Origin of the sequence: Bacillus cereus group sp. MYBKT111-2 (assembly GCF_051915205.1) — a bacterium.
GTDB lineage: Bacteria > Bacillota > Bacilli > Bacillales > Bacillaceae_G > Bacillus_A > Bacillus_A paranthracis.
The window spans coordinates 64,715-90,108 of record NZ_JBQAEG010000008.1 but is presented as its reverse complement, the minus strand read 5'-3'; the positions used below and the strand labels follow the sequence as shown (position 1 = coordinate 90,108).

Sequence of the window (25,394 nt, the reverse complement as noted above, 5' to 3'; positions counted from 1 at the left end):
GGATTTTATTATATGAGTTTTATTAGCATTCGAAAAAAACTAATGTTCATGATGGGAACGATTTGCGCTTTATTTGGAATCGCCTTAGCTTTTATTTTATTTTTTGCCATTGATCAATCTCGTCAAGCTGAAGCATTACAAAAAGAAATTTCTCCTCTAGCAACACAATTAAAAGAGCGCGGGGATGCTTATCAAGTACAGCTCTCTGCTTTAAGAGGTTATTTATTACAACATGATCAAGTTGAATTTGACAAATTTAACGAAATGAGTAAACTTCTTGAAGTTAAGAAGGATGAGCTTCTTTCAAATCCTAATCTTTCTCAATCTGTGAAAAGCACAATGGAATCAGGATTGGCTTGGAGAAAATTTATTGAAGAAAAAGTTTTCCCTCTTGCAAAAGAACAAAAGTGGGAAGAGGCCCTGCAAGTAGCTTATGCAGAAAATGGTACTGTTTATAAAGTAATTGGTGACTTCACAAATTACAGTAATGAACAAGCTAAGTTACGTGATCAATCTATTAAAAAAATTGATCAATCTTCACTACAAATTGAATATGTTGTTTTCTTATCACTTGTTATTTGTATTATTGTAGCTATGATTCTTGCATGGTGGTTCTCTGGTAAACTTGTAAAACCAATTCAACAAATTGATAGTAAACTAAAAGAATTATCATCTCAAGAAGGTGACTTAACAGCCCGCCTACAAGTAAACAGTAATGATGAAATTGGTACGATCGCAACATCATTTAATAAAATGTTAGAAAACCTACAACATATCATTAATCGTGTTCAAAAAACATCTGTAGAAGTACAAAACGCTTCTGAAAACATGCTAGAAAAGACGAATATATCACGCGAGGCAACGATAAAAGTTCAAAGCACAATGTCCAACTTAAATGAGAGTATTCAATCACAAGCCGCTAGCATGGAAGAAAGCTCAACTGCAATGGACGATATGGCAGTAAGTGTTCAGCGCATTGCTGAATCTGCCACATCTGTAACTGAACTTGCTGTAGCTACATCTGAACAAGCTAACGATGGAAATACTGTTATTCAAAAATCCGTTTCACAAATGACAACAATACACGACGCTGTAAATGCTACGTCAGAAGTGGTCGAACGTCTAATCACTCACACGAAATATATTGATACAGCTGTACAATCTATTTCTAATATCGCGGAACAAACAAACTTACTTGCTTTAAATGCATCTATCGAAGCAGCTCGTGCTGGCGAACAAGGAAAAGGTTTCGCTGTCGTAGCTGACGAAGTTAGAAAACTTGCTGAACAATCTAAAACAGCGGCAACAGATATTAACCAATTACTACATCAAATCCAACAAGATACTGAAACTGCTAGCTCTATGATGTCACAAGGGCGTTCTGAAGCATTTGAAGGCATTCATGTCATTCGTGAAGCTGGCAATTCTTTCACAACAATTGTGGAGCAAGTAAATAAAGTATCTACTCAAATGCAAGACATCTCAGCAACTGCTGAAGAAATGGCTGCAAGTGCTGAAGAAATGAACGCTTCACTGAATAACATCGCTTCTATTTCGACTGAAGTATCTAGTGAAACAGCGGCAACAGCACAATCTGCTGAGAAAAAAGTCGTTACGATGAATGAGATGACACAAACAGCTAAACAAATGAAACAAACAGTTGAAGAATTAGATCAACTCGTATCTCATTTTAAAACTGAATAGCCATTCCAAAAATATTCCTCTTCCAAGAGGAATATTTTTTTGAGCTCATTTCCTGCACTTTATGTATATATCCGTTATAATGAGAATCGATATCATTAATATGTAGGGGGTGCTACACATGTCACAACAAGCATTTGAAGAAAAGTTATATGCAAACTTAGAAGCTGTTATTGACCCTGAACTCGGTGTTGATATTATTAATCTTGGATTAGTTTATGACGTTACAGCAGATGAAAATAATAATGCTGTCATTACGATGACTATGACTTCTATCGGTTGTCCAATGGCTGGGCAAATTGTATCAGACGTTAAAAAAGTATTATCAACGAACGTACCTGAAGTCAATGAAATAGAAGTAAATGTCGTATGGAATCCGCCCTGGTCTAAAGAACGCATGTCACGTATGGCGAAAATCGCATTAGGTATTCGCGACTAAATACAGAAAGACCTGACATCCTAGTCAGGTCTTTTTCTCTTATTATTTTACGCCTACTGCATCATAAGCTTTCGTTACAGCTTGTACAGCTTTAGAGTTTTTACCATATAAATCTTCAGCTGACTGAAGTGCTGCTTGACGCATCATCTTAAAGTCAGAGTTTGCAGTTAAATATTTCGTAAGAGCACGGTAATAAATTTTTTCTGTCGCTTCACGGCCTACTCCTGTTACTTTCACGCCGTAATGATCTCCACCTTCAGATACTAAGTATGCAGCTTTATTGTTAATACTGCTGTTAATATGAACGCCGCCATTATCAGCTGTTCCAGTGTAGCGTTTATTGTAATGATCTGGGTAACCTTCACCTGGTTTTAATGGATTTGGAATAGACGCTGGATCTTTCAGAGAACGAAGTGCATCACCAGGTTTTCCAGGTGTATAAATGTCAGCACCTAAATCCCAGCTCTTCTTCTCAACCATGACACCCATAATATCAGATAACGATTCATTTAACGCACCTGACTCATTTTTATAAACAAGATTTGCTGTATGTTCCGTTACAGCATGCGTTAATTCGTGACCGATAACATCTAGTCCAGCAGATAATGGAATAAATGTCGTACCATCGCCATCACCATACATCATTTGTACACCATTCCAAGCTGCGTTATTCCAGCTTTCACCTACGTGAACAGAGGAAATAAGCTTTGCACCTTTATCATCGAAAGAGTTACGATTAAATGTCTTTTTGTAGTAATCATACACTTTTCCTGCATTTACATGCGCATCAACTGCAGCTTTATCTTCGAAGAACTTAGATTTACTTTCAACTTCTTCTCCTGTATATCCAAGCCATTGTGAGAATAAATTAAACAAGTTTTCATCCATATTTTCTGCATCAAATGTATGAATACCTTGTCCTCGTTTACCATCAAACAAGTTGAATTGTCCTGTTTTCTCATCTTGAGCAATTTCAAATGATTGTCTAGCTCCTAGTACTCCGTAACCAAATCCTGTAATGTGATCTACAGCATTATATTTCTCAATCACATTTCCATTCGTTGCATCAACAAAATAATGCCAATATCCTGGAGCTGGCTTTGAAATCGATGCTTTCACTAAATATGCAAGATAGTAATTTCCATCTTTTTCATACACAAATAAATCTTTTTTCACACCGTCATAATTCTTTACTTTACCCACTTCTTTTTCAATATCTGCCTTTGCAATTGTTTCTGCTTGCTCTGCACTAATCTTTGCAAACTCAGGAATATTTTTATCCTCTAAATTCGGAATAACTTGTCCGAAGAATGCTTTTACATTATTTTCTTTATCTAGTGTAACTGTTTGATCTGAACCGTACACAGGAATGTTATTATGTTTCTCAACTAGCTTCACGTGTGTTGTACCGGATTCAGCATCTTTTTCTTCCCCAACGACATTAAAGTGTTTATCAATATTTCCTGCTAATTTGAACATATCTTTCTTACTCTCTAAATATTGAAAGACCGTTTCTTTTTTATCTAGTCCTTCCGGTGCTTTCCATTCTTCACCTATGTATGCAGGCGTTTTAAATTCTTGATGGTATTGAATTTTTTGTTCTTCCGCTTTCGTTGTCGTTGCTCCAAATGTTCCAAATCCCCCGGCGATAACAGTTAACGCTAATGCTGATGAAATGACTTGCTTTTTCACTATAACATTCCCCATTCCCTAAAGATTTTTGACACTTTTATACAGTTCTTGGTTTTCAAGTGGATACCTTCACCTAAAATTTGAGAAAGTTTTTTCTGACAATTCTACTCAAAAAAAGAGGACATCCTATCGGACGTCCTCTTTTTTATAAACATTTTATTGCTTTTTCAATTCAATTGCTAAATAATGAGATTGCTCTTTCGCTACAATATGAATATCTTCTTCTATCGCTTCTGCCGCATCACGCATAACAAGTGTCTCACCATTTATTACACTACTTCCTTCAATTTGTACAAGGTACAATTGACGACCTTCTTTCACTGGAAAATGAATTTCTTTTCCAGCATCTAACGATAAAGAATATAAATTTGCATCTTGGTGAATTTGAATTGGTGCCCCGCCTTCTACTTGAGATACCATATGAAACCATTCGTTTTCACGCTTGCTCCAATCAAATGTAAACTCACCATAGTTTGGTTTATGATCCGCACGATCTGGTAAAATCCAAATTTGTAATAAACGTAGTGTTTCATTTCCTAAATTATGCTCACTATGAAATACACCTGTGCCAGCACTCATATATTGAACATGTCCTCGCTCAATTGTTCCACGATTCCCCATGCTATCTTCATGTGTTAAAGCACCGTCTACAACGTACGAAATGATTTCCATATCGCGGTGTGGATGCATATCAAAACCAGTTTGCGGTGCTACTAAGTCATCATTAATTACACGTAATGCACCAAAGTTCATGTTATTAGGATTATAGTAATTGGCAAAGGAAAAATGAAAATGTGTATTTAACCAACCGTGATTTGCTCTTCCCATATTTTTATGATCAACTTTTCTAAACATACCGTTCACCTCATATTATCTCGAATTCAAGATTTATTTTAAAATTTTTCTCACTGTAACTTTTTTAGTAATTTTAATAATTGATGTTGTTCTTCTACATTTAAATTTTGAAACTGCTCCGCTTGGAATGTTTCTTGAGGCGGGACGATTTCTTCATATAAAGCTCTTCCCTTTTCTGTTAACGAAATATATTTTGTAGTACCTTCTTGTTCACGACGAATCCACTCAAGCTGCTCCATTTTATTTAAAAGCTGCGTAATATTTCCTTTCGTAACAAATAGCTTATTTCCAAGCTCTTGCTGCGTTAAACGATCATGCCCTCCAACTTGAGCTAGTACATCAAACTGAGCGGCAGATACATTCCATTCTTTCAAATGCTGATTCGTCTCACGAATACTTTTGTTATAAAAACGTGATAAACGAAACCATAGGAGTAAACCTAGTCTATCTTCTGTTTTCATTTCATCACCTCGCTCGTTTCATACCATTAGTTTAGAACTAAACTTTATAAAAGTCAATTACTTATTTTTAGTAAGAAACAAAGAAAGCACAGCGTCATTTCTCCACTATGCTTTACATTAACTTTCTATTTTTATATTCATCTAACTTCCTCTCCGCGAACTTTCTCGCATCTTTCTCAATCCATCTATCTTCGTACAATTCACTTCCCACATATAATACTTCGCTCTTATGCTGCATTGCATGACGAAATTCATGCAGTAGTGTTTTAAGGACTTGCTCATACTCTTCCCACATACAAACAAAAATTAATTGTTTTTCTTTATGATAAAAACCACCTACCGGGAATAAAAATTCCTCTTCTTCTTCTCCTAATGATAAAAGGACATGATTCGCATCACACGTATCACAAAAAATAACCGGCGTTTTACATACTTCAATCAGTGAAAATAAATCGTCTCTAAGCCTTTTGACATCCCAAGGAAGCTCCGAATCCAACACATACCAATTCTCCACCTGTTGATATACATTTTGAAACTGGAGTTCCATTTCTCTTTATTCCCCTTTCCAAGCACCCTTTTTCTATATGTATGCCACAATATAGTAAATATTAAACGTATTCTTTCATCCTTGAAAAAATGCCAATCAAAAAGGAATCTATATCGACATAGATTCCTTTTCCGTAATCAATTTTTCATACATATCTTTTACTTTTATTTTTTTAATTTAGTTAGTCTTCGTATCCCACTTAAAGACTTTATTTAAAAATTTATATACATTCTTGGACTCTTTCGTCAGAAGTGGACCTAAGATAGATAGTATAAGCACGTATAGTGCTGAAAATGGCTTCAAGACTGACATTAAACCACCAGCGATACCGATATTGGCCATAATGATGGAGAATTCTCCTCTTGAAACAATTGTTAATCCAATATTTGTTGACGCTTTATGAGATAATCCAGCTTGTCGTCCTGCAATCATCCCTGCTATAAAGTTTCCGATGATTGTAAGAAGGACAGCACCTAACGTTAACCATATCGCTCCGCCCAGTGAGAACGGATCAATGCTTAATCCGAAACTGAAGAAGAAAATAGCTCCGAAAAAGTCTCTAAATGGAACAACAAGATGTTCAATTCTGTCACTATGCTCTGTCTCAGAGAAAACTAACCCTAAAAGAAGTGCTCCAATTGCTTCAGCAACGTGAATTGTTTCCGAGAATCCTGCAATAAAGAATAATGAAGCAAATACTACAATAATGAAAATTTCATCTGAACTAATATTGAGCAATTTATTTAATAACGGCGTCGCCTTTCTAGCTACAATAAAGAATAGAAGCATATATCCTAAAGCAATTCCGATTGAAGTAAGGGCACCTAAGAATGAAGCGTGATCCCCTAGAACTAATCCAGAAACGACTGATAAATATACAGCCAGGAATATATCTTCGAACATGATAATTCCTAAAATTAATTCGGTCTCATTATTACCAGTTCTTCTTAAATCTACTAACACCTTTGCAACGATAGCACTAGAAGAAATCGTAATAATCCCCGCAATAATTAAGATTTCTAGTAAAGGGAATCCCATGATAAATCCGTATAATAACCCAAGTGAAAAGTTAATTAAAATATAGATTGTTCCACCAATCGCAATAGAACGTCCAGATTTAATTAGTTTTTTCATTGAAAACTCTAGTCCTAGATAGAACAGAAGAAACAGAACACCAATCCGTCCAAGAAACGAAATTACATTTGCACTTTCAATAAATTTGAAATCGATCACACCTATTGTCGGCGCATGTGGTCCCACTAGCATCCCAAGAACAATTAGAAACGGAATGACTGAGAATTTAAACTTTCCAGCAATTACTGCCGCAATTGCAACTAATACTAACGCTGTACCAACTTCAAAAATTAACGTATCCATCTAGTCAGTCCCCCTATTCGAAAGTAACTCATTAATAATTTTTTTAATTTCTTCTCTCTCGCCTGAAACTACAAGCATATCGCCTTCTTCAATTACCGTGTCTGGTCCTGGATTAAATAGCTTTTTCATATTCTTTTTCATAACTGCAATAATCGTTACGCTATATGTTTTTCTTATTTCCATATCGCCGATTGTTTTTCCGATTGCTGGCGCAGCATTCTCTACTTTAAACCACTCAATCGCTAAACCTTCAAAGACCATTTCAACATTTTCTAATGCTCTAGGTTTATACACCATTCCACCTAATATTGCTGCAATTTGTCTTGCCTCTGAGTCGCGTAATGAAATACTTGAGATACTTTCTTCATGGTCTGAATCAAAATGATACATTTCTCTACGTCCGTCATCATGAATAACAATTACCATCTTTTCATTACCTTTCGTAACGATTTGAAATTTATAGCCAATACCCGGAAGTTCACTTTCTCTAATATTCATATTTAGCTCCTCCTCGAATTTTATTTAAATTTTCTGTTTTTCTGTCTTTTTTTCATCCAATCCATTTTAGAAATTCTAACCATTCAGGATACCTGTGATTTGGAAATCTTTTATTGTAATAATAAGTGGCTCCTAAAAAGATACTAAAAGATGTAATGATAAAACATATATTACTTCTCATTTTCAAACTCTCAAGGCTTACTTTCCATAAAGATTCTTCTTTCAAATCATCCCCTCTTTCTCGCTTTACATTTAGTTTTTTAAAATGTAAATAATTCTAAAAATATTATTATGTAACATAATCATAACATAAAATATATTTAAGTAACATAATTTTTTAGAAAAATTGATTCTCGTATATTTTTTGCATATAATTTTCTTATTACGGAAAAAAGGAAGTGTATTATATGGTTGATATCTTTAGCAGATTCCTTGAGGTAACGAATAATATTTTATGGTCATATATTCTTATTGCAATGCTAATCGGCTTCGGTCTTTATTTCTCTTTTAAATTGAAGTTTGTCCAAATTACTCATTTCGGTGAGATGGTCGGTTTAATTAGTAAAGGATTTAATCGAAAAGAAAAAAAGAAAGATAGTATCTCCCCGTTCCAAGCATTTTGCTTAAGTGCAGCTGCACGTATCGGTATCGGAAACTTAGCTGGTGTAGCATTAGCTATCTCAATGGGCGGACCTGGAGCAGTATTTTGGATGTGGTTTATCGCTATCCTTGGAGCAGCTACTAGTTTCGTAGAATGTACGCTCGCGCAAATTTATAAAGTAAAAGATGGAAGCAGATTCCGTGGTGGCCCAGCATATTATATGGAAAAAGGATTAAACAAACGCTGGATGGGTGTTTGGTTCTCACTTCTTATTACAGTTGCGTACGGATTAATTTTCAACTCTGTACAAGCAAACACAGTAACAATAGCATTTGAAAATGCTTTTGGACTAGAGCGAACGATCGTAGGAGCTCTATTAGCTTTATTAGTTGCAGTTATTATTTTCGGTGGTATTAAGAGCATTTCACGTATTACGGAAATGATTGTTCCTCCAATGGCAATCATTTATATTGGTGTGGCTATTTTTGTTGTTATTAACAACTTTACTATGTTACCAAGCATTTTTATGGAAATATTTAATGGTGCATTCGGTTTAGACCAAGCCATCGCTGGTGGTATTGGAGCAGCAATCAAGTTCGGAATTCAGCGCGGTTTATTCGCGACAGAAGCAGGTATGGGTAGCTCTCCTAATGCAGCTGCAACATCAGATGTATCTCACCCTGTCAAACAAGGACTTGTTCAAGCGTTAGGTGTTTTCGTAGACACATTCTTAGTATGTACATCAACAGCATTTATCGTATTATGCTCTGGACTTTACAAAGGAACAAATTTACAAGGTATTGAATTAACACAAAGTGCATTAAGTTCACAAATTGGACCATGGGCAAGCACTTTCTTAGCGATTATTATTTTCCTATTCGCGTTCAGTTCTTTACTAGGAAACTACTATTATGGTGAAACAAACATCGCATTCATTAAAGAAAGCAAAACTTGGTTAATGATTTATCGCGTTGCCGTTGTCGGAATGGTATTCTTCGGATCAATCGCTGCCCTTCAGACTGTTTGGAGCTTAGCTGATTTATTCATGGGACTAATGGTATTCACAAACCTAATTGCCATCTCATTCCTAAGCAAGTTCGCCTACGCAGCATTAGTAGACTATATGAAGCAAAAGAAACAAGGAAAAGATCCTGTTTTCGTTGCAAGCTCTATCCCTGGCTTACAAAATACAGAGTGCTGGGATGGACAGGATGTAGAAGAGAATAAAAAAGCTGTATAACAGCTAAAAGCGGAAGCGGCTCGTTCAGAACAAGAGCTATATATCAAACAAAATCCCTATTACTGTACAGTAATAGGGATTTTTATTTACACAGTTCATAATTTGTTCAAATTAATTCCAGCAAAAGGGTTGATTTATATGAATTCCTAGATTATAATAATTATAAATTAGTAATTGATATCACATAACAACTCAAAAGGAGATTGATCATAATGAACAAACAAGTAATCGAAGTATTAAACAAACAAGTAGCAGACTGGAGCGTTTTATTCACAAAATTACACAACTTCCATTGGTACGTAAAAGGACCTCAATTCTTCACATTACATGAGAAATTCGAAGAACTTTACACAGAATCAGCTACTCACATCGATGAAATTGCAGAACGTATTTTAGCAATTGGTGGTAAACCAGTAGCAACAATGAAAGAGTACCTAGAAATATCTTCTATTCAAGAAGCAGCATACGGAGAAACTGCAGAAGGGATGGTCGAAGCAATCATGAAAGACTACGAAATGATGCTAGTCGAACTGAAAAAAGGCATGGAAATCGCTCAAAACTCTGACGACGAAATGACATCTGACCTACTACTAGGCATCTACACAGAACTAGAAAAACACGCTTGGATGCTACGTGCGTTCTTGAATCAATAATAGACTTTAAAGCGGAGGTGACTTGCTCAGAACAGGAGGGCATTGGAGCTCCTGACGAAGAGGCGTTTTTTGCCTCACAGGAAGGCGCGAAATGACCGACTGTTCTAGTCGCCGGAGCTGGATATCATTAAAAGCGGAAGCGGCTCGTTCAGAACAGGAGGGTGTTGGAACTCCTGATTACGAGTCGCTTTTTTCTATGGAATGGTCGCGCGTGCTGGTACATGAAATTTATATCAACGATTTTCTAATTATATCGGCGATTCCATTCAATATATCAGCGATTTTGCAATTATATCGGCGATTCCATCCAATATATCAGCGATTTTCTCAATATATCGACTTACCGACAAATCACGACAATATCAGCACCCCTCTCCCCTACTTTCATCAATATATTACAATCTCTTTTATGTTAAAATATAGTAACATAGATCCAAAAAAGCTTTTCCATATTCATCATTTACTACTTAAATGGCGGGAGTGGTTCAGTTGAAAGACTACTTAATTAGAGCATTTTTTGCGTTAATAACAGTTGGGATTGTCTTACTTATAGCTAATATTTTCAATATACGTATCGAGGTGAAAGACTATGCTTTCCTCGTTGTTGTAGCAATTGGTGGCGGCTGGGGTGGCTGGTACTTGTATAAAAAACAAAGTAATCAAAGTGATAAAGGCATTCCAAAGTAATACGGAATGCCTTCTTTTTATTTCCGCCTATAATAAATAATGAAATTCAAACCACTAATACAAACTATCCCAATAAACATATCAAACGAAACCGAATCTCCACCTAAATTATACTCATCAACAATAAACCCAGACATAAACAACGTGATCGCGGAAACACCGATACATAGTATCGAAATAAACCAAAGCGAAAACGCATTAATCAGCTCTTTCTTCTGTATTGAAACAATTAGCATAACAAGAATAGATGCTGCTAAAATACATTTAAAAACCGGCCTTAAAAATACGAATTCCTCCATCTATTTCTCCTTTTCCCAAAACATTACACCTTAACATTAACATATTTAACCAAATTAAAAACACATGCCTTTTCAAGATAAAATGACATGTGTTTCCAAAATTTTCTATAAAATTGTATTATAATAATTGCTTCCACTTCGTTCCTAAAACAGGACGCTCGTAATTCTGTATTTCATGAATTAATTTATCGGCTGTCTCAGCTGAAACGATTAACTCTTTATTTGATGGATTCATAAATCCTTCTTCTGCTGCACGTTCAACCATTTGCAGAATTGGTCCGTAGAAGCCTTTTATGTTCAATAAACCAACTGGCTTATTATGTATACCAATTTGTGACCAACATACTACTTCAAATAGCTCTTCAAACGTTCCATATCCGCCTGGAAGCGCAATAAAAGCATCCGCAAGCTCTGCCATTTTCGCTTTACGTTCATGCATCGTTTCTACTTCAATTAATTCTGTTAACCCTGTATGAACGATCTCTCCTCGGAATAGACCGCGCGGCATAACACCTGTTACACGGCCACCTAAGCGAAGAACTTCGTTTGCTACTTCTCCCATTAATCCGACGCAAGAACCACCATATACAAGCTCATAATCATTCTCAACAAACATTTTACCTAATTCAATTGCCTGCTCTTTAAATTCTGGTCTCTCCCCTAAGTTGGAACCTGCAAACACACAAATCTTTCTCATCCTTACACCCCAAAACTATATATTGTTATGATACAATGAACATTGTACAACATATTGAGGGGATGAGAAAGAAATGGATATCGTTGCATTTCAAAGATGGGTTGAGGAATTTTACGAAAAACGAAGCTGGTCACAGTATAATGCCTTTATTCGCTTAAATTTCTTAACCGAGGAAGTTGGGGAAGTTTCACGAGTCGTTCGCGCTATTGAAATCGGCCGCGATCGCCCTGATGAAGATACGAAAACAGAAGAAGAGCTAAAACAAGAACTAAAGGAAGAACTTGGTGATGTACTATCTAACCTTATTATTCTTTCACAAAAATATGATTTAGACTTACAAGACATTATGGACGCACACGTCACAAAGCTTTCGAAAAGGTTCGAGACATCCAAATGAGAACATTATCAATTATGGTATAATATTCTTGTCACAATACTAAGGGGGATTTTATGTTATCTAAAAAATTGCACGACGCACTAAACGATCAAATGAACTTTGAATTTTACTCTGCCCACGCTTATATGGCAATGGCTGCTTACTGTACGGCGGAGAGCTATGATGGATTCGCTAACTTTTTCCTTGTACAAGCTGAAGAAGAACGTTTCCACGCAATGAAGCTTTACAACTACATTAATGACCGCGGTGAGCGCGCTATTATTACTGGATTTGATAATCCAAATAACGAATATGACTCTGTACTGAATGCTTTTGAAGTAGCACTTGAGCACGAGCGTGAAGTAACGAAACGTATTTACAACCTATCTGATATCGCCTGGGATGAGCGTGAACACGCAACAATTACATTCTTAAAATGGTTCGTCGATGAGCAAGTAGAAGAAGAAGCTTCATTCGATAGCATCATCCAAAAATTAAAACGTATTACAAGCGATTCAAACGCATTATTTATGCTAGATGCTGAATTAGAGAAACGTACATTTACGCCTCCAGCTGAGTAGTATTTCAATCACCTTAATGAATGGATTAAGGTGATTTTTTTATTTCTTCTCTAAGTTGAATAACCCTCGCCACATCCTTTTTATAGAGCCCAGAAACCTTTTCAACAAAGTCACTATGAGTAAAAGTTCCATCTCCTTCTTCTACTATGCTTAAATACCCATGTATCAATTTCAAAAACGCTCTAGCATCTTCTCCAGTTAAACGATTAATGTTATCTATAACCTCATCAAATTCCTTTAAACTATTCTGTTCTTTCACCCTAATTCCCCCTCTCCACACTATTTATCATACCAAAATAAAAAAGCCGTTCATCCCTCTAGGCGAGAGATAAACGACCTCTTTACTATTTATTAAAGCATAACCCCAACGATAATCGCCGATAATATACTTACTAACGTTGCACCGTATACAAGTTTTAATCCGAATGATGATACAACGTTTGCTTGTTTGCCATCGATACTCTTCGTTGCCCCTGCGATAATTCCGATAGATGAGAAGTTCGCAAATGATACAAGGAAGATAGATAAAATACCTACTGTACGAGCTGATAAATCGCCAGCTACTTTACCAAGGTCAAGCATTGCAACGAATTCGTTCGTTACTAATTTCGTTGCCATAATTTGTCCTGCTGTTAGCATCTCTGATGTTGGAATACCCATTACAAATGCTAATGGTGAGAATACATATCCTAAAATGCTTTGGAATGTGATTCCGAAAATTGAATCGAATACACCGTTAATTGCTGTAATTAATGCTACGAAACCGATTAACATCGCCGCTACTGTTACAGCGATAGAGAACCCAAGCATAATATATTCGCCTAACATTTCAAAGAATGTTTGTTTCTTATCTTCTTGTAATTCTAAAATATCGTCTTCTTCTTTTACTTCATATGGATTAATGATATGAACGATAATGAATCCACTGAATAAGTTTAGTACAAGTGCTGTTACTACATATTTTGGATCAATCATTTTCATGTAAGAACCGACGATTGACATCGATACTGTTGACATAGAAGATGCACAAAGTGTGTATAAACGATTTTTCGGTAATTTGCTTAATTGATCTTTTACTGTAATGAATACTTCACCTTGACCAACAATTGCAGCTGCTACTGCATTATATGATTCTAGTTTTCCTAAGCCGTTAATTTTGCTTAATAGGAAACCGACTGCACGAATGATAATCGGTAAAATTTTAATATGTTGTAAGATCCCAATTAGTACTGCTAAGAAAATAATTGGTAATAATACTGTTAAGAAGAATGGTGCTTGTCCATCATTTGCTAGACCACCAAATACGAAATTAACCCCTGCTTCCGCAAATTTTAAAATAGCGCCAAACCCATCTGCAATCCCTTTTACTAATACAAATCCGACCTTTGTATTTAGTAAGAAATACGCAAGTACCAATTGAATGACAAGCATAAGTGCAATTGGTTTATATTTAATTTTCTTGCGATCTGAACTGATAAGGAACCCTAGTACAAATACTACAAGTAAACCGACTAGAAACATTACTATTTTCATATGTGAATCCTCCACTTCTCCCACGAGTTATTGGTCGTATAACGTATAACGAATGACGTCTGACCATTGATGTTAAAAAAATTTAAAACCCCTAAATACTATTCAACTGTTATCTAAAATCAGTAAGCGTTTACATAAATTGCAATTTATTAAAGGTAGCCTCTTCTCTCCTACCATACTTGAAAGTCTGAAATTGATACCACCTACAAATCAAATTGTAAGCGTTATCTAAACGAAAAGCAATATAAATTTAAAAAGATTTTTATATGTTAATATATTCCTAATTAATTGGTTTTTCTATGCAAATTTACCATAAAAAAATAGCCCTAGCTATGAGCTAGGACCATCTTTTTTATAACATAACACCAACGATAATCGCTGATAAAATACTTACTAATGTCGCACCGTACACAAGGCGTAGACCGAATGATGATACTACATTTGATTGATTTTCATCGATACCTTTCGTTGCACCTGCGATAATTCCGATTGATGAGAAGTTCGCAAATGATACAAGGAATACAGAAAGAATACCAACTGTACGAGCTGATAAATCACCAGCTACTTTTCCAAGATCAAGCATCGCAACAAATTCGTTTGATACTAATTTCGTTGCCATAATTTGTCCCGCTGTTACCATCTCTGCTTGCGGGATACCCATTACAAATGCTAATGGTGAGAAAATATATCCTAAAATAGCTTGGAATGTAATACCGAACATTGAATCAAATAAGCTATTAATTGCTGTAATTAATGCTACGAAACCAAGTAACATCGCTGCTACTGTAATCGCGATTGTGAAACCAAGCATAATATATTCACTTAACATTTCAAAGAATGACTGTTTTTTCTTATTTTCTAATTTCAGTGTATCTTCTTCTTCTGTAATATCGTACGGGTTAATAATATGAATAATAATGAAACCACTAAATAAATTTAATACAAGTGCTGTTACTACATATTTTGGTTCGATCATTTTCATGTAAGAACCGACGATTGACATCGATACTGTCGACATGGAAGATGCACATAATGTATATAAACGATGTTTTGGGATTTTACTTAATTGATCTTTTACTGTAATAAATACTTCCGCTTGCCCAACAATGGCAGCTGCTACTGCGTTATATGATTCTAATTTTCCTAGACCATTTACTTTACTTAACAACGTACCAATAGCACGAATAAATATCGGTAAAATTTTAAAGTGTTGCAGAATTCCAATTAACACCGCAAAGAATACGATTGGTAATAACGCTGTTAAGAAGAATGAAACCTCTCCTTTATTAACAAGACCACCAAATACGAAAACGATTCCAGCTTCCGCATATCCAAGAAGTGCGCCAAATCCATCTGAAATTCCTTTTACTAAAATATAACCAACTTGTGTATTTAATAAGAAATAAGATAACGCTAGCTGAATAACAAGCATAATTACGATTGGTTTATACTTAATCTTCTTTCGATCGGCACTTATAAGAAAACCGAATACAAATACAACGAGTAATCCTACAAGAAACATAACAAACTTCATTAATAAAATCCTCCATTTAACTCTTCATTAACGTTGAACGTCTGACCACTCAAAACGAGAAATAATCCGAACTTTCCATTTCTCCTTCAAAACCTTCAATCGGATAGGAAAAATCATAAAACCTCTTGTTTCAAAGGCATTTTCCATTCTAACATAAATCACATCTCATATCCGCACTTTTCTTAAAAAAATTACATTTTATTATAAAACATCCATTAATGTTCGTCTTTTACTTCTAATAAATAACTAAATAAAACAAAAAAATGAGCATCAAGTTTCACTTGATGCTCACCTCATTATATCGCTTTTTCTTTCTCTGCTACTTGCTCTTCCCAGCATTCTGTATTTTTCAAACCTGGAATTGAATTCGCATAGAAGACTGGATCTTTTCCTTGTTTCTTTTGCTTTACATAATCTGATAATGCCGCAAAAGCGTACTTAGAAAGGAATACGATTGCCACTAAGTTAATAACAGCCATAATACCCATGAATAAATCTGCTAAATCCCAAACGATTTGAATTGTTGCAACAGAACCTAACATAACCATACCAAGTACAGCAATGCGGTATGCATTTAATAGTACTTTACTTCCATTTAAGAACTCAATATTTGTTTCACCATAGTAGTAGTTACCTACTAATGAACTGAATGCAAACAAGAAGATTGCCACTGCTACAAATATAGAAGCCCATGGACCGATATGTTGACTTAACGCCTGCTGCGTTAATTGAATACCATTTAAATCAGCTGCATTGTGCACATCTGATAAAAGAATAATAAATGCTGTACAACTACAAATTAATAATGTATCTGTAAATACCCCTAAAGTTTGAATGAAACCTTGTTTAACTGGGTGCGTTACGTTTGCAGTCGCAGCTGCGTTCGGCGCACTACCCATACCTGCTTCATTTGAGAATAATCCGCGTTTTACCCCTAATAAAATCGCAGCACCTAATCCCCCGCCTACTACTTCTTTAATTCCGAAAGCATGTAAGAAAATTTCTTTAAATACATACGGAATTGCCGTAATGTTTGTTACAACAACGAATAATGCTACTGCTACATAAATAATCGCCATCACTGGAACAATCATTTCAACCGCGCGTGCAATTCGCTTTACTCCGCCAAAAATAATAACTGCAAGTAAACCAGCCATTACAAGACCTACTAATCTACTATCTGTTTTGAATGCCCCATCAAAAGCAGCTGCTACAGTATTAGATTGTACAGCGTTAAAAATTAATCCGAAACTTACTGTTATTAATACAGAGAAAATAGCTCCAAGCCAGCGCTTATTTAAACCCTTTTCCATATAATACGCTGGACCACCACGGAACGTATTCCCATCTTTCACTTTATAAATTTGCGCTAATGTGCTCTCGACAAATGCAGAAGCACCCCCAATTACCGCGATTAACCACATCCAAAATACTGCGCCTGGACCACCTGCTGAAATTGCAATAGCTACACCAGCTAAGTTACCAGTACCTACACGAGAAGCTGTACTCATACAAAAAGCCTGGAATGATGATACACCACTCTTCTCTTTTTGTGCTTTCCTCGTTTTCGAACTCGCCCCATCCCCAAGCAATCGAATCATTTCACCGAAGTAACGAACTTGGACAAATTTCACACGAAATGAAAAGTAAAGTCCTAACCCAATTAACATCGCAATAATGATATATGACCAAAGGACATTATTTATATCCCCAATTACCTTAGCTAAAAAATCCATAATTGCATTGCCCCCTCTTCCTAACAATAAGAAAATTATATTCTAAAAACTTTAAACAATCAACAATTTTCGACAAAAAAATGTTAGGTTTTCTAACATGTAATTGTTACCAAACATAACATCATTATTTTAGAAAAATGAACAAACTAAATTCAACCTTATTTCATTAAACCATTTGACAAACACACCTAACTGTAACTATAATGATTACACCAGGTTGTAACAAACCTAATTACAATACATTCATTCACTTTCAGATATACACGTTAACAAAACACTTTGGAGGGATTTATTATGAAAATCGGAATTATCGGAGCAACTGGTAAAGCAGGAAGTCGCATTTTAAAAGAAGCATTAGATCGCGGACATGAAGTAACTGCAATCGTAAGAAATGCTGCAAAAATTACAGAAGAAAACGTAAAGGTTTTAGAGAAAGATGTATTCGCTCTTACATCTAACGACTTACAAGCATTCGACGTAGTTGTAAATGCATTCGGTGCTCCAGCAGGACAAGAACACCTTCACGTAGATGCAGGAAACGTACTTATTGAAGCGATGAAAGGTGCACCTAACACAAAATTACTTGTAGTCGGCGGCGCTGGAAGCTTATTTGTAGACGAAGAGAAAACAACACGTGTATTTGAGACACCAGGTTTCCCAAAAGAATACCTTGCAACAGCTCAAAACCAAGGTAAAAACTTAGAAATTCTGCAACAAACTAACGATATTACTTGGACATTCATCAGCCCTTCTGCACTATTCGCATTAGGAAAACGCACAGGTTCTTATACAGCTGGCAAAGACAATCTTCTTGTGAACGCAAAAGGTGATAGCTACGTAAGTTACGAAGACTTCGCAGTAGCAGCACTTGATGAAATCGAAAATCCAAAACACGTAAACGAACGCTTCACAGTTGTTTCTGAAGCTGAATAATAAAAAAAGCTCGTAAAACATAGTGTTTTACGAGCTTTTTATTATTGTACTTGTTCTAAACCATTTGGAGTAACCTTGAAGGAAATCTCTTTAAATTTCTTCGCATCTCCTTTTCCAAGTAACTCACCAGTTTTATACCAACTTAAACGATCAGATTCTGCATGATACACTTTTATCGTATCCCCATACTGGAATGGCGTACCGTTTACTTGCTCAGCAAAATTCTTTGAAGTTTCTTGTCCTTCTGCTGTTACATGTTTTTTCTCTTTTCCATTTCTATCATAAAGCGTAAGACCTATATATTGTTCATTTACAAAACGGTAATGGATCGTATCATTTGTAAATGTTGCATGTAATTTCTTTTCATCATGGTTTAATGTAACAATCGAACGCGTTACATTGGACACACCTTGATATACTATACTATCTCCATATGTAACTTCTACAGGAACTTCTGTCACTTTCTTATTTCCAAAGCGATCTTTCGTTTCTACTTTTACTTTTTGTTCACCAATTTTTGTTGTATTTGGCTTTTCTACAAACCCTACTACTTCTCCGTCTTTTATTTCAACAAAGCTTTTCGCATCTAATTTTTCAACATCTGTTCCGATTACTACTTTTTGTGGCACTGCTGTGACTTTTTGTAAAGCTTCTATTCTTTCGAAGCCTCGCTCTGTAATTTTAAAGAATACTTCATTTACACCATACTTTGTATCTACGAACTCATTCTTTTTATATACTTTAAAACGATCAAATTCTCTCTGATAAACCTTTACTATATCGCCGTATTCAAAAGCCATTCCATTAAATCGTTCCGCAAATTCTTTTGTATTTTCAGATGCTTTTACCGATAAAGCTTTCTTCTCTTTTCCATCCTTATCATACACAGTCATTCCCATATACTTCTCATCTGCAAATGAAGTATGCATTGGACCTTCTGAATCTGTTGTACTGAATTTCTTTTCTTCATGATTTAATGTAACAATCGATTTAATATTCGTTCCGTCGTGCCATGTACCGAAGAACATAATGCTATCTCCGTAAATCACTTCTACTGGCACTTCTGTTATTTGCCTATTTCCGAAACGATCTTTCGTCTCTACTTTTACTGTTTGTTTTCCGATTTTCGTTGTATTTGGTTTCTCCGCAAATCCAACTACTTCTCCGCCCTTTACTTCAACAAAGTTTTTCGCATCTAGCTTTTCAATTTCTGTTCCGACTACTACTTGTTGAGGTTTCGCTGTTACTTCTTGCAAACTTTCTTTTAATTCAAACCCCTCAGGAGTAATCTTAAATAGCTTCTCCTCTTGGTAAGTACCTTTTTCCTCAATCAGTTTATTATTTTTATACCATGTCAAAAATTGCGGATACTCATGATATACCTGTAAAATATCTCCGTATTCAAAGGACATATCATCGAATGCTTTCACAAAGTTCCTCAAATTCTCTTGACCTTCAGCTACCACACTCTTCTTTTCTTTTCCATTCCTATCGTATAGTGTAACACCTATATATTTCTCATTCGAATGGCTATAAGCAAGTATTTCGTTTAAGAGAGTTGCACTAAATTTCTTTTCCTCATGGCGCAATGTTAAAACTGCGTTTGTATTCTTCCCTCCATATGACTTAAATACCATACTATCCCCATATATAGCATTCACACGCACAGGAATTGAATTTTTATTTCCTTTTATATCTTCAATTTCTACCAATACAGTTTGCTCTCCACGCTCTTGTTTAAACCAAACAATCTTCCCAGTCACCTTTACATTCTCACCTAAATTTTGTACAAGTTCACTTGCAATCTTTTCATCAGATTCTGTACCTACTAAAAGGTCTCGTACTTTATTTACTGGTTCTCCATAAGGGATATCGTAAAATGCAACTTGCTTTTCACGAATGTCATTACTATCCGTGGCTTTCCAAATTTCTTTTTCTAACTTAGGCAATTGTAATCTTTCAATCTTTTCTCTCGTTTCTGAATCTGGATTTAACCCCCATTCCTCAAAGAAAGGAATTAAATTTTGCTCAGCCACTTTTGATGTCATATAAATAAATAATTGTTTTTTTTCTTCATCAGAAGCGGGCATTTCGATTTGAGGTAATAAACGATAAGCTTGATGTAACCTAGGATAAAAATGTTCCCCATACACTACATTTAATTGCCAAAACATCGTAAGAGGATTAATTTCATCAATGATCCTTTCCGGTTTAGGTTTCTGTAAGTACTCAAATGATTTTTTATAGTGTTCATCCATTTCCAATTCATTTCCTAATGCTTTTTGCACCACTAAAGAATAAATATTAGCTGTTACTTCTCCAACAGCATCCCAATCCCAAGGACTTTGCTGATGTAGATGTCCAACTTCATGCCATGGTCCCCAGCCATTCTTTTCAAGTACTTCTGAATCTAATACTCTATTCATTGCGCTTGGAATATATGCTGTATGGTAATTTTTCGCAAACATAAAGTCGTCTTCAGTATAATTCCGTTTTTCAACAAACTGAACATAATGAGTTGGAGATTTTGTAACCCCAGCACCGTCCTCATATAATCCTGCTACTGCATTTTCTATTCGAATAATCTTATCATGCAATTTCATTAACTCTACCGGATTTGTGTTTTTCATAAACTGTTGTATAGAGCTCAGACTAGCGGTAATTAAACTTCTCTCACCTTTTAATTCAACTGCATAAGGATTTTTATATTTCTTCAACATTTCATCCCAATCTTTTTTCGTATGCTTACCTAAAATAAACAAAGGAAAATGGCTACCACCATTCGTAACTGAAGCAGTTACCTCACCTTCGTTATTCATATTATAAAAATATAAAACACCACCTCTTGGCGATGAAATAACGTTTTTCCCAGGTTTTAAATCAAATTTTTCAGGCGCCTTTTCATCATAAGATCTTGTTCCTATGAAAGCTTGAATAGACTGTGTTCCTTTTATTTCAATTGTAATCTTTTCATCTGGCTCTGCATAAATTCCAGTTGGTTCATTAACAGCAAGGTCAAAAGTTACTCTTAATCTTTCCGTTTCCTTTTCTACATCCCCTTTTCCAGGTACCTGAAACGTCCTTTGCTCAAATTTGCTCTCTTCCAACTTTCCACCTTTAACCTCTTCCAAAGGCGCCGCATATCCTTTTGATGCTTCAAAAGCTACTGGTGATAATAATGTAGATATACATATACCAGCTACCAATACCCTACTCTTTTTCTTCTTTGACATAATCTGTGTCCCCTGTTCCTTTATTTAGAAAAACCATCCTATATATTCATTTAATGAAAAATCCTATTATTTTTATAAAAACATTTAATAAATAGACGAACACTTCGCGCACCTGTATCTATTACTACCGCATTTCCCTCCATGTATTCGCTTTCTTACATTGTAAAATTTTTATGTAATATGCCCTCCTCACTTCTCTCTATTTGTGATGAGTTCTCTTCGTACATAAAAAGAGAATAGCAAAAAGATATCATTTAGTATTGTCATCTATACATCTAAAAATAAAAATAGTAATAAAACCTTACATTTTCTTCATATTTGACCATCTATAGGTAGTTTTTCCAAATGAATTGTACACGCTTTACACTTTGTTTGATAGCCTTTTCAATTAGAATAATGTTACAATTTTGTGAATTTAATCAGTTAATCTTAACGTTCGGATTTTATTATATTTAAATATCTTTCACGACATAAAAACAATGTTTTATTCGGTTAATAATTATCTTAATATAATTTCATGTTTCATAGATAAAAAGCATTGGTGTTAACCAATGCTTTTTATCTTACCTTTTATATTGATTCGGTTTATGCGGTTCGTTTGGAGTATGTGGTTTATTATTATCATGACCATTTCCTTTTTTCCAACTCACTGATAACTCCGGACTTGTTTCTTCTTCACTACGCTCAAGTAATACGACTGCATTTTGAATTGTCGGTGTACCTTTATGCGCAATGCCTTGTAGTTTCGTTAATTTCCCTATTACTTTAAAGCTAAATCCACCAGCTGGTGTTTGTTTCGGAACTAAAATGCGGAACTTTTCTCCTACATTAAATTCTGTTTTTGCTTCGCCTTTTTCATTTACAAATTTGGCTCCCGTTGGTGCACCTGTTGCTTGCACTTTATACGTTCCACTTTTTGCATTTGTTTCTACTGTATATAAGCCTGTTTCAAAGAAATCATTTTTTAATACTGCTTCTTGTTCTTCTGTAGGAGTTACACTCATTGTAATTTCTTGTAACTCTTCACTAGCGCTTGCTTTTGCAACGATATCTTTCGTTACCTTTTCTACATTTTTATTGCGGAAATCTAAATCATTAATATCGATTTGTTTTAACGCATTCCATACTGCAAGCTGCGTTGCATAATGAGCTTCTCTCCAATCAGAAACACCTAATTCTTGCGGGCTCTTTTGTGGATATCCATTTAATAATACACGGTATACGTTAATATCCACTTTCCCCATTTCCGGTAAATCTTGACCGCTTGGAGATTTTAAATCTACATTTAAGCAAAAAGCAATTTTGCCATCTGCCGTTTTAATAAGCTCTGTTCGGATTGGTTTCTTCTTAGACTTACTGTAACTCCAATCCATTTGATACTTTGTATGGTCCATGACTTCTGCGAATGCTTTTTGAAGCGGGAATAACACAAATAAAACACTTAAAAACATAACTAAAAGTTTGAACGATTGCTTTATATTCATGTTTACAGCCCCTTATAACAAACTTGATACTAAGTAGTATTTATTTAGAAACTATTTTTATGCAAAAAAAAAAGAGTGCTTTTACGCACTCTTCTTTCTTACCCTAATCTTAGAAATCGAAGTTATCAGGATCTGGACCCACGCGGTGATTTTGGTTTAACGCATCGATTTTTTCCATATCTTCTTTCGTTAATTCAAAGTTAAATACATCAGCATTTGCAATGATGCGGTGTTCTTTCGTTGATTTTGGAATTGTAATTACTCCATTTTGAAGATCCCAACGTAAAATAACTTGCGCTGTTGTTTTACCGTGTTTCTCAGCAATCTCTTGTAATGTTTCGTTATCTAATAATTGACCTTGCATTAATGGTGACCATGCTTCCATTTGAATACCTTGTTCTTTACAGAAAGCTTGTAGTTCTTTTTGTGTTAAACGAGGGTGGTATTCTACTTGGTTAATCATTGGTTTAATTTCTGCATCTTTCATTACATCTTGTAAGTGATGGATTTGGAAGTTACTTACACCAATTGCACGTACGCGCTTTTCTTTATAAAGTGTTTCTAACGCTCTCCACGTATCTTTATATTTTCCTTCTGAAGGCCAGTGAACAAGATATAAATCTAAATAATCTAGTCCTAATTTTTTTAGACTCTCTTCGTATGCAGCGATTGTTGTTTCATATCCTTGGTCTGCGTTCCACACTTTTGAAGTGATGAATAAATCTTCTCTTGAAATACCAGTTGCTTCGATACCTGCACGAATTCCTTCACCTACAGCTTTTTCATTTCCGTAAATTGCAGCTGTATCGATGCTGCGGTATCCTGCTTTAATCGCTGATTTTACAGCTTCTACAAGTTCTGGTCCTTCTTCTACTTTAAATACACCTAAACCGAACCAAGGCATTTCTACACCATTATTTAATACTGCTTTACTTTGTAAGTTTTTCATTTTATTTTCTCTCCTTTTATTTTACTTGATCTCTTTTTTCTAATGTCATGCTCCACGCTGTTAAAATCACAGCGGCTACTACCATAAGACCGCCTACCCAAGCAGTATGGATTAATCCTAACGAATTCGTTACAAGGCCACCTATATAAGAACCTAAAGCGATTCCTCCGTTAAATGCGGCAATATTAATTGCTGAAGCAACATCAACCGCACTCGGAACAAAGCGCTCTGCCAATATAACTACATATACTTGTAGCCCCGGAACATTCATAAATGCGAATAGTCCCATGAAAATAATTGTGATTAATCCAGCTACCTTAAATGGCGCTGTAAATGTTAAAACAAATAATATAATCGCTTGAATTAAGAACATGTAAAATAGCGCTCGAATCGGATTATGATTCGATAATTTTCCGCCAACCATATTCCCTATCGCAATTGCAATTCCATACACTAATAAAATGATGGTAACGGTACTTGCTTCAAATCCTGTTACTTCTTGTAATAACGGAGATAAATACGTAAATGTTACGAATGTACCGCCGTATCCAAGTGCAGTAATAATGAAAACAAGTAACAGTCTTCCATTTTTAATTAATTTGAATTGATCACGAAACGATACAGGTACACCATTTTTTAAATTAGATGGGACGAGTATGCTGTTTGCGATAAAAGCAATAATTCCAATTACGACAATCGCCATAAATGACGCTCTCCAGCCAAATTGTTGACCGATAAACGTTCCAATTGGTACACCTGTAATAGTCGCAACTGTTAATCCAGTAAACATAATCGCAATGGCGCTAGCACGTTTATTCTCTGGGACGATTGCGGCCGCAATTGTAGATCCTATCGACATAAACACACCATGTGCAAACGCAGATACAATCCTTGCGATAATTAATATAGTGAAACTTGTTGCTACTGCCGCGATCCCATTACCAATAATGAAAATAACCATAATCCACATTAATAATGTCTTTCTCGACATACTAGCCGTTAACGCTGTTAAAACAGGAGCTCCTACTGCCGCACCTAATGCATATAGGGAAACAGTTAAACCAGCTGTTGTAACAGAAACATTTAAATCTTTTGAAATAGATGGTAATAAACCGACACTAATAAACTCGGTCGTACCAATCCCGAACGCACTAATTGCTAGTGCTAATAAAGCAAACATACTTCTTCGATTCGTCTGAACTTCCGAAGATGGTACTGTATATGAACTCAATTGAATTCCTCCTTATTACAAGAAATCCAATCATAATAGTGCGATAAAAAGGCCCTT

General features: G+C 35.4%; 24 protein-coding genes. 8 read left to right on the top strand and 16 right to left on the bottom strand.

Going from position 1 to position 25,394, the window contains the following annotated elements:
• Positions 1–12: 12 nt before the first annotated feature.
• Entirely contained in the window at positions 13–1,704 is a 1,692-nt protein-coding gene (locus tag ACTFNE_RS20785; protein WP_270706217.1) for a methyl-accepting chemotaxis protein, read from the top strand.
• A 118-nt stretch (positions 1,705–1,822) separates the two neighbouring features.
• Complete coding sequence (locus ACTFNE_RS20780; RefSeq protein WP_000082521.1) at positions 1,823–2,140, top strand: metal-sulfur cluster assembly factor; 318 nt, start codon at positions 1,823–1,825, stop codon at positions 2,138–2,140.
• 42 nt (positions 2,141–2,182) lie between these two features.
• On the opposite strand, the gene nprB is transcribed toward ACTFNE_RS20780, so the two are convergent.
• The 6 genes from nprB to ACTFNE_RS20750 all read right to left on the bottom strand — a co-directional run bounded on the left by nprB (position 2,183) and on the right by ACTFNE_RS20750 (position 7,570).
• Positions 2,183–3,832: a neutral protease NprB gene (gene nprB / locus ACTFNE_RS20775; protein ID WP_046198725.1), complete on the bottom strand. Its 1,650-nt coding sequence runs from the start codon at positions 3,830–3,832 to the stop codon at positions 2,183–2,185.
• Between the two features lie 156 nt (positions 3,833–3,988).
• A complete protein-coding gene (locus tag ACTFNE_RS20770) occupies positions 3,989–4,687 on the bottom strand; it encodes a pirin family protein (RefSeq protein ID WP_270706215.1) in 699 nt (232 codons plus the stop codon).
• Positions 4,688–4,737: 50 nt separating this feature from the next.
• Entirely contained in the window at positions 4,738–5,148 is a 411-nt protein-coding gene (locus ACTFNE_RS20765; protein WP_270706213.1) for a MarR family winged helix-turn-helix transcriptional regulator, read from the bottom strand.
• Between the two features lie 112 nt (positions 5,149–5,260).
• Entirely contained in the window at positions 5,261–5,695 is a 435-nt protein-coding gene (locus tag ACTFNE_RS20760; protein ID WP_000422825.1) for a DUF3920 family protein, read from the bottom strand.
• Positions 5,696–5,872: 177 nt separating this feature from the next.
• Positions 5,873–7,072: a cation:proton antiporter gene (locus ACTFNE_RS20755; protein WP_000380208.1), complete on the bottom strand. Its 1,200-nt coding sequence runs from the start codon at positions 7,070–7,072 to the stop codon at positions 5,873–5,875.
• Complete coding sequence (locus ACTFNE_RS20750; protein ID WP_046198727.1) at positions 7,073–7,570, bottom strand: cation:proton antiporter regulatory subunit; 498 nt, start codon at positions 7,568–7,570, stop codon at positions 7,073–7,075. It lies immediately after the preceding gene.
• A gap of 407 nt (positions 7,571–7,977) precedes the next feature.
• Between ACTFNE_RS20750 and ACTFNE_RS20745 the strand changes: the two genes are divergently transcribed.
• The 3 genes from ACTFNE_RS20745 (at position 7,978) to ACTFNE_RS20735 (ending at position 10,751) form a co-directional block, all read left to right on the top strand.
• Positions 7,978–9,411, top strand: coding sequence for an alanine/glycine:cation symporter family protein (locus ACTFNE_RS20745; protein ID WP_000227572.1), 1,434 nt, complete (start codon positions 7,978–7,980; stop codon positions 9,409–9,411).
• A gap of 212 nt (positions 9,412–9,623) precedes the next feature.
• Positions 9,624–10,064, top strand: a complete 441-nt coding sequence (locus ACTFNE_RS20740; RefSeq protein WP_001041890.1) for a Dps family protein — start codon at positions 9,624–9,626, stop codon at positions 10,062–10,064.
• Between the two features lie 489 nt (positions 10,065–10,553).
• Positions 10,554–10,751, top strand: a complete 198-nt coding sequence (locus ACTFNE_RS20735; RefSeq protein WP_000656323.1) for a hypothetical protein — start codon at positions 10,554–10,556, stop codon at positions 10,749–10,751.
• A 17-nt stretch (positions 10,752–10,768) separates the two neighbouring features.
• Here ACTFNE_RS20735 and ACTFNE_RS20730 read toward each other — a convergent pair whose 3' ends face one another.
• On the bottom strand, positions 10,769–11,050 hold the full coding sequence (locus ACTFNE_RS20730; RefSeq protein WP_000390889.1) for a hypothetical protein: 282 nt from the start codon (positions 11,048–11,050) through the stop codon (positions 10,769–10,771).
• A gap of 118 nt (positions 11,051–11,168) precedes the next feature.
• Complete coding sequence (locus tag ACTFNE_RS20725) at positions 11,169–11,732, bottom strand: TIGR00730 family Rossman fold protein (protein ID WP_175543874.1); 564 nt, start codon at positions 11,730–11,732, stop codon at positions 11,169–11,171.
• A gap of 88 nt (positions 11,733–11,820) precedes the next feature.
• On the opposite strand from ACTFNE_RS20725, the gene ACTFNE_RS20720 reads away from it, so the two are divergent.
• Positions 11,821–12,144, top strand: coding sequence for a MazG nucleotide pyrophosphohydrolase domain-containing protein (locus tag ACTFNE_RS20720; protein WP_000355754.1), 324 nt, complete (start codon positions 11,821–11,823; stop codon positions 12,142–12,144).
• 53 nt (positions 12,145–12,197) lie between these two features.
• The gene (locus ACTFNE_RS20715; protein ID WP_000949389.1) at positions 12,198–12,704 is read left to right on the top strand and encodes a ferritin; all 507 of its coding nucleotides are present in this window, start codon (positions 12,198–12,200) and stop codon (positions 12,702–12,704) included.
• Positions 12,705–12,729: 25 nt separating this feature from the next.
• Here ACTFNE_RS20715 and ACTFNE_RS20710 read toward each other — a convergent pair whose 3' ends face one another.
• The 4 genes from ACTFNE_RS20710 to ACTFNE_RS20695 all read right to left on the bottom strand — a co-directional run bounded on the left by ACTFNE_RS20710 (position 12,730) and on the right by ACTFNE_RS20695 (position 17,507).
• Positions 12,730–12,963: a hypothetical protein gene (locus ACTFNE_RS20710; RefSeq protein WP_000664136.1), complete on the bottom strand. Its 234-nt coding sequence runs from the start codon at positions 12,961–12,963 to the stop codon at positions 12,730–12,732.
• 92 nt (positions 12,964–13,055) lie between these two features.
• Positions 13,056–14,237 carry a NupC/NupG family nucleoside CNT transporter gene (locus ACTFNE_RS20705; RefSeq protein ID WP_046198730.1) on the bottom strand — a complete coding sequence of 394 codons (1,182 nt, stop codon included), beginning with the start codon at positions 14,235–14,237 and terminating at the stop codon, positions 13,056–13,058.
• Between the two features lie 352 nt (positions 14,238–14,589).
• The gene (locus tag ACTFNE_RS20700) at positions 14,590–15,771 is read right to left on the bottom strand and encodes a NupC/NupG family nucleoside CNT transporter (RefSeq protein WP_270706211.1); all 1,182 of its coding nucleotides are present in this window, start codon (positions 15,769–15,771) and stop codon (positions 14,590–14,592) included.
• A 296-nt stretch (positions 15,772–16,067) separates the two neighbouring features.
• Positions 16,068–17,507, bottom strand: coding sequence for an alanine/glycine:cation symporter family protein (locus ACTFNE_RS20695; RefSeq protein WP_000346384.1), 1,440 nt, complete (start codon positions 17,505–17,507; stop codon positions 16,068–16,070).
• A 294-nt stretch (positions 17,508–17,801) separates the two neighbouring features.
• Here ACTFNE_RS20695 and ACTFNE_RS20690 point away from each other — a divergent pair, with 294 nt between their 5' ends.
• Positions 17,802–18,440: an NAD(P)-dependent oxidoreductase gene (locus ACTFNE_RS20690; RefSeq protein ID WP_046198732.1), complete on the top strand. Its 639-nt coding sequence runs from the start codon at positions 17,802–17,804 to the stop codon at positions 18,438–18,440.
• A 41-nt stretch (positions 18,441–18,481) separates the two neighbouring features.
• Here ACTFNE_RS20690 and ACTFNE_RS20685 read toward each other — a convergent pair whose 3' ends face one another.
• The 4 genes from ACTFNE_RS20685 to ACTFNE_RS20670 all read right to left on the bottom strand — a co-directional run bounded on the left by ACTFNE_RS20685 (position 18,482) and on the right by ACTFNE_RS20670 (position 25,286).
• Complete coding sequence (locus tag ACTFNE_RS20685) at positions 18,482–21,673, bottom strand: M60 family metallopeptidase (RefSeq protein ID WP_046198733.1); 3,192 nt, start codon at positions 21,671–21,673, stop codon at positions 18,482–18,484.
• Between the two features lie 563 nt (positions 21,674–22,236).
• A complete protein-coding gene (locus tag ACTFNE_RS20680; RefSeq protein WP_046198734.1) occupies positions 22,237–23,157 on the bottom strand; it encodes a thioester domain-containing protein in 921 nt (306 codons plus the stop codon).
• A 109-nt stretch (positions 23,158–23,266) separates the two neighbouring features.
• Positions 23,267–24,106, bottom strand: a complete 840-nt coding sequence (locus ACTFNE_RS20675; protein WP_000793541.1) for an aldo/keto reductase — start codon at positions 24,104–24,106, stop codon at positions 23,267–23,269.
• 16 nt (positions 24,107–24,122) lie between these two features.
• On the bottom strand, positions 24,123–25,286 hold the full coding sequence (locus tag ACTFNE_RS20670; RefSeq protein ID WP_002037401.1) for an MFS transporter: 1,164 nt from the start codon (positions 25,284–25,286) through the stop codon (positions 24,123–24,125).
• Positions 25,287–25,394 lie beyond the last annotated feature (108 nt).

What these genes read in the sequence shown, in the direction of transcription:
- ACTFNE_RS20705 (WP_046198730.1), bottom strand. Translation starts at nt 14,237, where the DNA reads ATGAAAATAGTAATGTTTCTAGTCGGTTTACTTGTAGTATTTGTACTA.
- ACTFNE_RS20770 (WP_270706215.1), bottom strand. Translation starts at nt 4,687, where the DNA reads ATGTTTAGAAAAGTTGATCATAAAAATATGGGAAGAGCAAATCACGGT.
- ACTFNE_RS20760 (WP_000422825.1), bottom strand. Translation starts at nt 5,695, where the DNA reads ATGGAACTCCAGTTTCAAAATGTATATCAACAGGTGGAGAATTGGTAT.
- ACTFNE_RS20740 (WP_001041890.1), top strand. Translation starts at nt 9,624, where the DNA reads ATGAACAAACAAGTAATCGAAGTATTAAACAAACAAGTAGCAGACTGG.
- ACTFNE_RS20670 (WP_002037401.1), bottom strand. Translation starts at nt 25,286, where the DNA reads ATGTTTGCTTTATTAGCACTAGCAATTAGTGCGTTCGGGATTGGTACG.
- ACTFNE_RS20755 (WP_000380208.1), bottom strand. Translation starts at nt 7,072, where the DNA reads ATGGATACGTTAATTTTTGAAGTTGGTACAGCGTTAGTATTAGTTGCA.
- ACTFNE_RS20750 (WP_046198727.1), bottom strand. Translation starts at nt 7,570, where the DNA reads ATGAATATTAGAGAAAGTGAACTTCCGGGTATTGGCTATAAATTTCAA.
- ACTFNE_RS20680 (WP_046198734.1), bottom strand. Translation starts at nt 23,157, where the DNA reads ATGAATATAAAGCAATCGTTCAAACTTTTAGTTATGTTTTTAAGTGTT.
- ACTFNE_RS20685 (WP_046198733.1), bottom strand. Translation starts at nt 21,673, where the DNA reads ATGTCAAAGAAGAAAAAGAGTAGGGTATTGGTAGCTGGTATATGTATA.
- ACTFNE_RS20695 (WP_000346384.1), bottom strand. Translation starts at nt 17,507, where the DNA reads ATGGATTTTTTAGCTAAGGTAATTGGGGATATAAATAATGTCCTTTGG.
- ACTFNE_RS20700 (WP_270706211.1), bottom strand. Translation starts at nt 15,771, where the DNA reads ATGAAGTTTGTTATGTTTCTTGTAGGATTACTCGTTGTATTTGTATTC.
- ACTFNE_RS20785 (WP_270706217.1), top strand. Translation starts at nt 13, where the DNA reads ATGAGTTTTATTAGCATTCGAAAAAAACTAATGTTCATGATGGGAACG.
- ACTFNE_RS20715 (WP_000949389.1), top strand. Translation starts at nt 12,198, where the DNA reads ATGTTATCTAAAAAATTGCACGACGCACTAAACGATCAAATGAACTTT.
- ACTFNE_RS20745 (WP_000227572.1), top strand. Translation starts at nt 7,978, where the DNA reads ATGGTTGATATCTTTAGCAGATTCCTTGAGGTAACGAATAATATTTTA.
- ACTFNE_RS20675 (WP_000793541.1), bottom strand. Translation starts at nt 24,106, where the DNA reads ATGAAAAACTTACAAAGTAAAGCAGTATTAAATAATGGTGTAGAAATG.
- ACTFNE_RS20720 (WP_000355754.1), top strand. Translation starts at nt 11,821, where the DNA reads ATGGATATCGTTGCATTTCAAAGATGGGTTGAGGAATTTTACGAAAAA.
- ACTFNE_RS20765 (WP_270706213.1), bottom strand. Translation starts at nt 5,148, where the DNA reads ATGAAAACAGAAGATAGACTAGGTTTACTCCTATGGTTTCGTTTATCA.
- ACTFNE_RS20780 (WP_000082521.1), top strand. Translation starts at nt 1,823, where the DNA reads ATGTCACAACAAGCATTTGAAGAAAAGTTATATGCAAACTTAGAAGCT.
- ACTFNE_RS20730 (WP_000390889.1), bottom strand. Translation starts at nt 11,050, where the DNA reads ATGGAGGAATTCGTATTTTTAAGGCCGGTTTTTAAATGTATTTTAGCA.
- ACTFNE_RS20690 (WP_046198732.1), top strand. Translation starts at nt 17,802, where the DNA reads ATGAAAATCGGAATTATCGGAGCAACTGGTAAAGCAGGAAGTCGCATT.